An 11,271-nucleotide genomic window follows, 5' to 3' on the forward strand; every position below is an offset into this window, starting at 1 on the left:
TTTTCATATTGTGGATTTAATCCAGCATGAACATAGATATGATGGCTGTCCTCATGGAAAAATGGGAACCCGATGATAATACAAAGTGGGACATGGAAAAGCCCTCCACTTGAGTGCATTGGAGGGCTCACATTAGTTGAAATGAACAATTACTAGTTAAAGATCATTACTAAAGTTTACTAAAGATCTCTACCTTTTAAACAATTACGCCATACATGCAGATCCCGATACTAATAATCAACACTACGATATCTGATTTGCCAATTGTGTATTCCCTTATAACAGTCCGTCCAACATCTCCGCGGTATCCGCGAGATTCCATCGCAATGGCTAAATCCTTGGCACGCTGAATAGATAAGACAAAAAGAGGGATTAGCATAGGGATAACACCGCCGAATCGAGCAAGAGCTCCTCTTCGGTGGAATCCGCCGCCTCTTGCTGTTTGTGCTTTTCGGATGGTATCGAATTCCTCGAATAGGAGCGGAACGAAACGCAAGGCGATAGAGAACATCGTAACGGCATCATGAACGGGAATCTTCCATTTTTTCAGAGGCTCACACAGCTTTTCCATCCCTTCTGCTAATACCATCGGGGAAGTGGTGCGAACGAGCAGGGATAAGACGATGACAACGCCCGCAATCTGCTCACACATCAGAATGCCAGACACGATTCCTTCGTGCGTATAGGTCAACCACCACCAGTGGATCACTTCATCCCCAGGATTAATATTAAGCACGGCATGAAAGATCATTGTCGTCAGGAAGAAAAAGCTCAATGAGAGCATTGTCCAACCAAAGGTGCTCCACCGAAGCTTCGCAGCAGACCAGAGCGCAATCAAGATGATAATTTGGGCAGTCTTAAGGACAGGCGAGTGATGTATCAATAAACTTAGTCCGAATAACGAAAACGCCACTATTTTGATGCGGGGATCCCATTGTTCTACCCAAGAGTTTCGTTTCTCATAAATTAAATAACTGCTTGTGGACATGGGACATTCCTCACTAAGATAGATTGACATGCTTTCGCCATTTCTTCCACAAGCCATGGCCGGCTTATGTCTATGCCGTGATTTTCGTACAGCCACCTGCGGAGTGTAAGTGCAGGCGGTTCCTCCCAACCGAACAAAGATCGCAAGGATTCGCTTGCAAGCTGCTCCTCTGGTGCTCCATCTGCTACGAACACGCCCTGATGAAGAGCAAGCATACGAGGGGCGTGCTCCAGGATCTCCTCCAGCTGATGGCTCACCCAAATCACCGTTGTCCCTTGCTCCTCATTCAGGTTCTTAAGAAGCTCAAACAACGCAATTCGTGAAGACATATCTAAGCCTGCGGTCGGTTCATCCAATAGCAATACTTTGGGCTCTAGTACCAAGACACCGGCTATGGCTACTCTTCGTTTCTCTCCACCGCTTAGCTCCAGTGGGCTGCGCTGTGAGAAAACGGAGTCCTGCATACCTACTGCCTCAAGGGCCTGCCGAATTTTGGTCTCCTTCTCTAGCGCAGTTAATTTGGCATGGCGAAGACCGAATCCGACATCCTCTGCCACCGTTGGGGCAAATAATTGATGCTCTGGATATTGGAACACATAACCAATTTGATCGAATAGCTCAAGCCGTTTATCCAGGTGGGGATTAATACCATCCAGCTCTACTATGCCTTCCGTCGGCTGAGTGAAGCCTTTTATTAATTGTAGAAAAGTCGATTTACCACTGCCAGATAAACCAGCAATCGCAACCTTGGATCCTGATTCAATGGTTAAATCAAGCCCCTTCAAGATCAAGGACGACGGATCGATCTTCTCTCGTTTTTTGGGTTTGCCATGTCGGAAGCGTATGTTATTTAACTTGATTTGCATAGCTTCCTCCCCCATTCATCCAGATTGGCAGCATCCATATCACCCGTATGAACCCCATCTTGCTCCAACATTAATGCCAGCCTGTTCAAATAGGGCAGCTCAAGTCCACATGATTGCAATAACTCTGGCTTTCTCCAAAGCTCTTCAGGTGTCCCAATCGCACGAACACGTCCTTCAGAGAACAAAACCCAACGATCTGCAGCCATTACTTCCTCCATATGATGAGTCACATAGATAAGGGAAAAAGGTCGAAGACGACGGGCCTCGGCCAAAGAAGTGACGAACTGCTTTCGGGCAGATGGATCAAGCATGGAGGTAGCTTCATCGAGGATGAGATATTCAGGTCCGATAGCCAGAACAGCGGCAAGCGCGAGCTTCTGCTTTTCTCCTCCAGATAATTGAGAGACAAGTCGGTCCACGTCTACATTCAGCCCTGCTGTCTGAAGCGCCCATTGAATTCGGGAAGGCATACTCTCACGAGGCCAACTGAAGTTGGACAAGCCAAAAGCAATATCTTCTCCCACCGTAAATCCAACCTGCTGATTTTCTGGATTTTGAAATACCATTTGTACCTTGCGCCGGATAGATGGAATAGAAGCTTGATCCTCCGTGCTTAACTCATCTACTGCTATTGAGCCTTGTTGAGGAAGCTCTATTCCGTTCAAAAGTCTGGATAATGAAGATTTTCCCGAGCCATTCGGCCCGAGAAAAGCGACAAATTCATTCTCTTGAATATCAAGACTTACATTTTGCAAAGCCCACCTGGGATCATCCTCGAAATCGGAATAGGAGAAGAATACGTCATGGATACGAATCATATGAGCATCCCCCTTATGTCTAGTAATAGTTAGCGCTCAGCCCGCGGGACTTCTCCGAATATACTTTTGGAATCTAATGGATCGAATAGTCCTTCGGCCGTATTCGGTATTTGCCAGAAAAAGTTTACATTTAAGCCGAATTCATCTGAAATTTCATGAAAATCTCGCATGAATATACCTTTGCCTGGATCACAAGAAGGACTGTCCGAGATGCCGATACCACCTACAATTTCGTATCCATAGTCTTGGTAGACTTTTAATTGTTCAATTACCGGAAGAAGAATCTTACGATTATGGGCATGAAATTCAGGCGTATCGTATTCTTCTACTGTCATCGGGGGACGTTCTGGACCAAGAAACGTAAATTCTGGACATGGCAGTTGAAAAATACCGTATGCTTGATCGTTTGCCCAATCCACAGCAGATTTCATAACCCCAGGACTTCTAGCTTCTCCCGCCACGACAGCGTTCTGGTTAATCACACAGTGAGAGACGACGACGATTTGTTTATTACGTTGCATAGGAGCCACCTTTTTTACGAGTCGAGCGTTTCAATAAGGATTGTGGAATTCCCTTCAGAACATAATAGATCAGCACGGCCGACAATATTTTATCGACCAAGTTGTCCCAGAGTCTTGGGAAGAATGAAGCAGCGAATACACTAGTACCCGCATTTTTCAACCATAGAACAAAGATATCCTGTGCGCCGCCTGTTAGTCCTCCAAAGACAGCAACAGCAATAACGGTACCAATAACCGGGCATATGATACCAAGGAGAATGCCTGATACAATTGCCGTTTTCAATGTATAGCCGTATCTCGTTGCCGCAAACCCAATAATGAGTCCGACAATAATATTGACTAGCGCGAACGGAATCGAGGTATAGCCAGATGTAACCCCTAATACAAGATTAGTGAGTAATCCAACCAATGCACCCCAATAAGGGCCATATAAAGCAGCAATGAAAATAGTTCCAATTACATCAAGAAAAAGAAAAGGGATCTTCAGGTTGCCAATAACCGTTCCCGCGATCACATTGATCGCAACTGCCAGAGCACTAAGCGTTAGTATTAATGTTCTCTGATTCATAGGTTACCTCCGTCAATTTGGTATAGGATTGCCGGTGAATGAACAGTTGAAGCCACTTCCCCCTTTGTACATACACGAGCCCTGCTGATTACCGGCTTGAATTCAGCGTCTCCGACGGATAACCCCAATAACAAGTAAACATATCAATTTACTTGTTATTATAGGTCAGCTAATTTGTTAATGTCAACAGTTTTAATCGGAATACTATGATTTGATTCGAGATGTACAATAAAACTGAAAATCTGACACACGACGGATACTGGTAACTGCAATTAAGGGTGATGGCTTTCATGGTGGGGGCCCCAAAACAGAACGACTGCTTCCCCGTATCTAGAGGGAAGCAGTCGTTGCATAAAGTGACTTATATTGTGTCTGTCGATGGGGTTGTAACCGTCGTTCGACCTTTAAATCAATTCAGACTTCTGAAGCAGTCTTTGGATAATAGCAGCTGCTTCTGATCTTGTCATATACGCTTTTGGAGCAAGCTCCGTACTGCTTCTGCCCATAATGATTCCTGCGTGCAGGCTGTCGGCCGAAGCGCTTTTCGCCCATACAGATACTAGCTTTTCATCCGCGAACAGACCAAGTAATTCGTCTGCTGCTTTAGATGTAAGCTTCGCTTTCAGACCGGTTATTTTCATTGCTTTTGTGATGATGAGCATGGCCTGCTCTCGTGTAATCAAGTCCCCAGGACGGAATTTTCCATCCTCGAACCCGTTGATTAAACCATACTCATACGCTGTTTGAACAACATCGCTGTACCAGTCCGCTATCTTCACGTCAGTGAATGGGGTTGTTCCGCTGCCTGCTTGCAGCCCCAGTCCCCGAATGAGAATCGCTGCAAATTCAGCTCGAGTCATAGTTCTGTCCGGCAAGTAACGATCTTTGCCTACACCAAGCACCACAAGCCTTGATGCTAAATCTTGGACCGCTGCTTTCGACCAATGGTGCTCTGTATCCTCGAATGCTAGTCGATGACTCACGAGCGTGTAAATACCGTTGTATAGACTATTGATTCTCGCATAATAGACGCCATTGATCTGTTCGATCTTGGTTGGTACATGCGACATTGTTCCATCTTTACCGATAAGAACACCAGTGGTTACTTTCATTGGATTGATGTCGGCTGAGAGCTTAATCTGTCTTTCAACATAACGCTCAAACTTGTCAACCTTCACGGTTTTTCCGGCGTAACTGCCGGTGATTGCAAACTCCACAGGGGTCAACAGCGCTTCATGCGATGATGATGCCTCTGCTAGCGAGATGGAAAGCTTGATGTTCACCTGGCTCAAGTCTGACGGATTGCCCAGTGAAGCTAGTAATCTCTCTACATTTATTGCCGTAACCGGAAGGATCACCGTTGCTCTTTCCGTTTCAAAGCGGATGCTGTGAGACTTTGCATACATCAGCTTGAGAAGCTCGCCGTTCAATTGAACTTCAACATTCTTGGCCGAAGATACCTGAGGAATCGTCAAAAATACTTTCCCCTTTCTCGCCTTGAAGCTTGTTGATTATAGCTTCATTATCAACAAGGGTGGAGATTAGGCTGTACCCTTCTGCAGCTCATCAATAATGTACATCCGTCATCAGATTCAGCTCTGCATTTCTGTCAGCCATAGCTGGTAATGCACATGCTCTACAGCCTTTCGACCTGATTCGACTTCATCATACAGAATCTCACTTAACAAACACTTAACAGGCTTTTGGTAACGCAAAAAAACCTTATGTATCAAGGGTAGTTATGGTATCTCCTCCTATCCATTCGGGAAATTATACCCCAGATTGGAATTCCATAATAACCGCCGATTTGTCGTCTGATTTTTTATGACGGGGAAAATGTATACAGAATGGATCTTGTTCCTCAATGCAGGTTAAATGATCCATATAATGTTCCAAGCCCTTTTTATTGATCTCCATGATGAACTTGTCCCATTTTTGCGGATCGTCGGAAGCCTCAATATGATGAAATAACCCATCGGTTACCGCATAAACCTTACTAACATTAGCTCTGGAGATACGACCATATTCCAAGAAATCTGCAAAGGCAGGATCTCCATTCATGACGGAATATCCCTCTAGGGTATTAGCTTTATTGCGATTGCTTTCCGTTAGGGGAAAGAGCTGAAGCTGGATATCTTCCTTCGAATGGCCAAGTTCTATCAGCTCTTGTTTCTTATTCAGGATTCGTGTATCGAATGCTTCAACCTGATTCCGCGTCAGCACGCGAATGCTTTGATCGTTGTATTGAACGAATAACATGCAATCCCCGCACTGCACATATTCCATATAGGTTGGATGGATCTGCACCACAGCGAATACAGCACTCCATAATTTCCAGCTGCAGGTCACATCAATGCCTTCTGCTTCCATTCGCTGCCTGAGCTCAACATTCGCTGCAAGAACGGCCTCTCTAATATTTATATCTTTGGATTGCACATGTAAATGAGAGGCAACTAATTGGGCCGCAATATAACCTCCTGTGCGCTGATCGTGATCAAGAAACATTTCTATAGAAGAAACACCATCAATCACCCCATAAACCTGCTTATTAGCATTCAGAACCAAGGCATCCTCATTTAAAGCCGAGATCCCCTTCTGGGTGCTGGACTCAACACTGAAATCGACTGAAATATTCTTCGGCATAGGATCATCTCTCTTCCAAATGGGCTGGCTGGAGCTTGGATAGGATCGAGCTCCATCTTTCCTTATGGCTTTCATGCTCATCAACAGGCTGGAAAGCTAGCTTCAAATACGTTTTGATAGCAGGTATCCGAAAATCGTCGGTTTGCAGAACCGCTTTAAGCTTCCCTTCCTTGCGCATTTGCAGTAGAGCAGCAAGGCTCACCGCATAGCCTAAGCCCCAACCTGCATAATCCGGATGTGCGCCGACCATGTGCAAATAACCCGCTTCTTCCTCCAGCTTATCTTGAAACCAAGCAGTAGCTGTAGCCACCGGCGTATCACCAAAGAAGATAAAGATAACCCGCTCCGGGTGAAAATACGGATGACTGCCGATTGCTGTTTGAAAGTCTCTCTCCCTTCCAAAGGAGACGGAAACCAGCTGCTCCCAATGCTGTTCATCTCCGGATTGAAAGGAGCGGATATGAAATCCAGGTGGGCAAATTAATTCCGGCAATTCAAATAAATTGTCATTCTTCATGACTAACTGAGGTAATTTCCTTTCTTCCGTCATCGTTAATCCCTCCGCGAACGAGCTTGGTTATTCTTATTGAAATTCGGAAAGTTGATTACTTGCCCACCAGCAGCCACAGACTCCATCGATAAAGGAAACACACAGCTCAATGTGACCGCATCATATACATCGATGATAGGCGCACGATTCTCTTGAATGGCCGCTATAAACTCCTCCAAAACAAAAAAATCTCCACCGCCATGTCTAGTCTTAGCTGCTTGCTTCTCCCATCGCTTCCATAGAGGATGATCGTATTCTGGCTGATACGTTTGTAAAGGCTCCCACCCATTTTCTCCATCCTCCATCTTAGGAGAACGGCCCCGAAGCCAGATCAGACCTTCTTCTTGATCGTGACGTCCTGACACATAAGCCCCCTCCGTACCTTGCAGCACATAATGCCTCGCATTATGCGGCCGCTCCGAAGACCAATCTACGCGCAACGTGATCAGCACGCCCTTCTTCGTCTTTAGAACGGTTACCGCTGAATCACCCTGCTGCCAATAATCGCTCTGCGCACCCGGATGCCCCTTTCCAAAATGCTCCTCGTAATAGTTTTGTAGAGCACGAGATTTGGAGACAAAGGTCGCCATGCTCTCCAGCTCATCCCCATTACGTTTGTTTAATTCAATCCATTGCGCAACTGGACCGAGCGAGTGGGTCGGATAATTCATCCCGTTATATTGTTGATGAAGCTGGCCTCGCCAGGTTAAGCTCCCATCTGCATGATGAGTCGATTCTCGTAATTCATGAATATAGCTGCCTTCTAAATGCGTGATTTCGCCAAACATTCCCTGCTTCACCATATGATGAATCATCAAATTGGAGCGAGTAAAGCAATAATTTTCTGCCATCATATAGACTAGGCCGGTCTTCTCCACCGTTTCTACAAGCTCCCATGAATCTTCCAACGTATGCGCGGCTATCACTTCACTTAACACATGCTTCCCTGCTTGCAAAGCAGCGATAGCTTGACGTGCATGAAGCAGTAATGGACTGGCCAGAACAACAGCATCAATTGAAGGCTCCTGCAGCATTTTATCGTAATCCGTATAGGTTTGGATCTCCGGATATTTGTCCTTCCATTCCTGCAAGACCTTTTCATTCAAATCGCAGATCGCGACTAACTCGATCCGATCAGCCAGCTCTGAGAGTGCGATATAAAAGCTGCCACCTCGATTACCCCCTACAATAGCAAGACGTACTCGTTTATCTCCCATTCTGCTCAATCCTCCACATGCAGCTCTATTTAACTGAACCGACCACTAATCCTTTTCTAATATAGCGTTGTAACGTCATGTAAATAAGGATGGGGGGAATCGACGTCATCAATAACCCTGCTAATAGTAAAGGCTGATTGGTATCAAATCTTTTTAATATGGTCGCAACCGCCAAGGTCATCGTCTTAAGCTCATCCGATTGCAAAAAAATCAATGGCGTGAATAGGTCATTCCACCAATCGGTTGTATTAAAAATGGCAAGCGTAATGATACCGGATATCGATAAAGGCATGACCACGCGCAGCAGTGTTTGAAAATAATTGGCTCCATCGATCTTAGCGGCAGCCAGAACCTCATTAGGTATTCCCCGCATCAGCGAGGTCAGTAGAAAGATATTGGTAGGGATACTGGTGATTGCCCACATCAGCACAACGGAGACCAAATGATCCACTAAGCCCAAACGTGCCATGATCTGGAAGTTAGGAATAATAAAGGTGATGCTTGGAATGGTCATTGTCGAGATAACCAGTAAGAATAAAGCAGAGCGGTATCGAAATTCAATTTTGGAAAAAGCGTACGAGGCTGGAATGGTGAAGAAGATATTGAGGCTGAAGGCTGCAAGGACACAGAACAGCGTATTCCCAAACAAACGCAGCACATCGAAACGATAATATAAAGCCTCATAATTTAACCCATACCATGTACCGGGAAGCCCACTCGGATTTTTGAAGAAGTCAACGGAGGTTCTTACGCTGTTAATCGCCATATAGAAGATCGGATAAAGCGAAACACAAGCAATCGCCAGCAAAAAGAGAAAAATAACCGCTCTAGAAAACATAAATTTGGGCTTGGACATCGGATAAACTCCTTTTATTCTGCAAAACGATTTGATATACGCAATTGAACCCAAGATATCAATAACACGATGATAAATAAGATAATCGATAACGCACTGGCATAACCAAGCTGACCAGGTGACTGAAAAGCTTTGATATAAATCATATAATCAATAGGTGTGGTCTCTAGGCCCGGCCCTCCGCCAGTAACGGAGAATACGAGAGAAAAGACACCGATGAAACAATAGATGATATTGGTTACTGTAAAATAGAAAATCGTCGGTGTGAGAGAAGGAATGACGATATGGATCAGTCGCTTCCACCAGCTAGCCCCATCCGTCTTGGATGCTTCAATCATTTCTTGAGAAATCGAAGACAGCCCCGATAAAAAGATCAGCGTGCCTTGACCCATCGTTTGCCAATAAAAGCAGAAAATTAGAACCATAAACGCAGTCGGCGTATAGGAAAGCCATTGCAAATGCCACTCGGGAAGCCCGAGAGCCCGGATGATTTGGTTAATCACACCGGACTGGGCAAACATCGTTTTCATTAGAAACCCAACCACGACCGCCGAAAGGATCGTGGGAATATAATAGACGGAGCGAAAAAACCGCCAGCCTGGTACTTCTTCAAACAAGAGAACAGAAACAATCAGGCAGATGAGCAATATTCCCGGAACAGACAGCAAGAAGATCAAATTATTACGAAGCAGCTTCCAAAGCTCGCCGTTCGTTAGAATAAATTTGTAATTGTCCAAACCGATCCACCGTGAGATATTCCCGTCCCACTTCGTAAAGCTGTGAAGGAACGTATTGATCATCGGATAGAAAACGACGATGATCAATACGATTAATGCGGGAACAACGGATAGATAACCGGAAAGTCTTTCTTTTACCATATATCGCATAGGGGGAAGCCTTTCTCAATCCAAGAATAAGTAGCTTACTTCTGTGCTAGTATTTCATTGCGCTTCTGATCAAGCTTCGATAAAAAGTCATCCGCAGAAAGCTGATCCTTGACCACCAATGAATTGAGCGAGTTGATATAACTCGATAGCTCGGAAGGATAAATATTATCCGGCCAAAAAATCGTACTCGGTTCGTTTGCCCATTCCTGCTGTTGAACGATCAACGGGTCTTTAGAAAGGCTCTTGGCATCGATGCCTTTAATATTGATCATGTTATATCCCTCTTCAAAACGCGCAGCCTGTTCTTCTTTACTTAAGAGAAACAGAATAAATTTAACCGTCTCAGCGGGATGCTTGGCGTATTTCGATACCACGAAGTCGCCTCCGCTTCCACCGACACCGCCATCATGGATTAAGGCGGATTCGCTGAAATCAGGAATTTTGATCATCCCCAGATTATCGCCCAGCGCGGCCCTCGCATCTTTGATCCCCTTGAAGCCGCTGAAGATTAAAGCCACCTTACTGTTATAAAATTGCGATTGTGCGCCATCTGTAGTGACAAAGCCTTTCCTATTCAGCTCGATATACTGATTAACGACATCCAGCAATTTCGGATTATGAAAATCCATTTTGCCGTTAACGATATCATTAATACCTGCTGGCCCGATCATTTGGGCGAACCAATAATCGACGAAATAGTCGAACTCTCCATCCTCGCCGAGTCCCATTGGAGTCACATTCTTGTCTTTGATTTTCTGGAGCATGTCCATAAATTCCTTGACGTTGTGCGGACGATTGTTCACTGGATCGACGCCAGCATCTGCAAACAGCTTCTTGTTATATAGGATCGCAATCGTTCCATCTGTTCCATCAGGCACGCCATAGATCGTGCCTTTCTCCGCAAAGTTCTCTGTAACTGCCTTCCAGCCTGTCAGTTGATCGATATCCTCCGGCTTTAAATAATCATTCAAGGGTTGAATGTATGATTTCAAATCCAGCGTATAGTTGCCAGACCAAAGATTCGTTAGATCCGGTCCATTCTTGGCAATGCCAGCCGTTTGAAATTTGGTCATTGCATTCACACCATCAGGAATATTCTGAATATCGATCTTAATGCCAGGATTCGCTGCTTCATAACGCTGGATCGCTTTGTAAATATAGAAGTCTTCCTTTTTCTTCGTCTTGTCATTCTCATCAATAGTTGGGTAGGACGTGTTCCAGAACACCAGTTTAATGTCTTTATCTGTTGAGGCTGTATCGTTTTTCCCGCTCTTGCCGCAGGCCGAGAGCAAGATAATACTTGCTCCCAGCAGCAGCAGAACTCCACTTTTTCTCAAGTTCATGCGCTTTTCCTCCA

Annotated in this window: 12 protein-coding genes; all 12 read right to left on the minus strand. The window is 45.1% G+C overall.

The window, feature by feature from the left end; genetic code table 11:
• Positions 1-196: 196 nt before the first annotated feature.
• The 12 genes from EKN16_RS18225 to EKN16_RS18280 all read right to left on the minus strand — a co-directional run bounded on the left by EKN16_RS18225 (position 197) and on the right by EKN16_RS18280 (position 11,257).
• Positions 197-988: an energy-coupling factor transporter transmembrane component T family protein gene (locus EKN16_RS18225; RefSeq protein WP_125660276.1), complete on the minus strand. Its 792-nt coding sequence runs from the start codon at positions 986-988 to the stop codon at positions 197-199.
• Positions 967-1,854: an energy-coupling factor ABC transporter ATP-binding protein gene (locus EKN16_RS18230; protein WP_125660278.1), complete on the minus strand. Its 888-nt coding sequence runs from the start codon at positions 1,852-1,854 to the stop codon at positions 967-969. The genes EKN16_RS18225 and EKN16_RS18230 overlap by 22 nt, the downstream gene beginning before the upstream one ends.
• Positions 1,839-2,672 carry an ATP-binding cassette domain-containing protein gene (locus EKN16_RS18235; RefSeq protein ID WP_125660281.1) on the minus strand — a complete coding sequence of 278 codons (834 nt, stop codon included), beginning with the start codon at positions 2,670-2,672 and terminating at the stop codon, positions 1,839-1,841. The genes EKN16_RS18230 and EKN16_RS18235 overlap by 16 nt, the downstream gene beginning before the upstream one ends.
• A 29-nt stretch (positions 2,673-2,701) precedes the next feature.
• The gene (locus EKN16_RS18240; RefSeq protein ID WP_125660285.1) at positions 2,702-3,193 is read right to left on the minus strand and encodes a CD3072 family TudS-related putative desulfidase; all 492 of its coding nucleotides are present in this window, start codon (positions 3,191-3,193) and stop codon (positions 2,702-2,704) included.
• Positions 3,183-3,761: a CD3073 family putative ECF transporter S component gene (locus tag EKN16_RS18245; protein ID WP_125660288.1), complete on the minus strand. Its 579-nt coding sequence runs from the start codon at positions 3,759-3,761 to the stop codon at positions 3,183-3,185. Before EKN16_RS18245 ends, EKN16_RS18240 begins: the two co-directional genes overlap by 11 nt.
• Positions 3,762-4,165: 404 nt before the next feature.
• Positions 4,166-5,236, minus strand: coding sequence for an S-layer homology domain-containing protein (locus EKN16_RS18250; RefSeq protein WP_125660291.1), 1,071 nt, complete (start codon positions 5,234-5,236; stop codon positions 4,166-4,168).
• Positions 5,237-5,531: 295 nt separating this feature from the next.
• On the minus strand, positions 5,532-6,404 hold the full coding sequence (locus tag EKN16_RS18255; protein ID WP_164522863.1) for a protein phosphatase 2C domain-containing protein: 873 nt from the start codon (positions 6,402-6,404) through the stop codon (positions 5,532-5,534).
• Between the two features lie 4 nt (positions 6,405-6,408).
• Positions 6,409-6,954 carry a GNAT family N-acetyltransferase gene (locus EKN16_RS18260; protein WP_125660297.1) on the minus strand — a complete coding sequence of 182 codons (546 nt, stop codon included), beginning with the start codon at positions 6,952-6,954 and terminating at the stop codon, positions 6,409-6,411.
• 2 nt (positions 6,955-6,956) lie between these two features.
• Positions 6,957-8,171 carry a Gfo/Idh/MocA family protein gene (locus EKN16_RS18265; protein ID WP_125660300.1) on the minus strand — a complete coding sequence of 405 codons (1,215 nt, stop codon included), beginning with the start codon at positions 8,169-8,171 and terminating at the stop codon, positions 6,957-6,959.
• Positions 8,172-8,196: 25 nt separating this feature from the next.
• Entirely contained in the window at positions 8,197-9,027 is an 831-nt protein-coding gene (locus tag EKN16_RS18270) for a carbohydrate ABC transporter permease (protein ID WP_125660303.1), read from the minus strand.
• A 14-nt stretch (positions 9,028-9,041) separates the two neighbouring features.
• A complete protein-coding gene (locus tag EKN16_RS18275) occupies positions 9,042-9,905 on the minus strand; it encodes a carbohydrate ABC transporter permease (protein ID WP_197719095.1) in 864 nt (287 codons plus the stop codon).
• Positions 9,906-9,949: 44 nt separating this feature from the next.
• A complete protein-coding gene (locus tag EKN16_RS18280; protein WP_125660309.1) occupies positions 9,950-11,257 on the minus strand; it encodes an ABC transporter substrate-binding protein in 1,308 nt (435 codons plus the stop codon).
• Positions 11,258-11,271 lie beyond the last annotated feature (14 nt).

Source organism: Paenibacillus baekrokdamisoli, assembly GCF_003945345.1.
GTDB classification, from domain to species: Bacteria; Bacillota; Bacilli; order Paenibacillales; family Paenibacillaceae; genus Paenibacillus_Z; species Paenibacillus_Z baekrokdamisoli.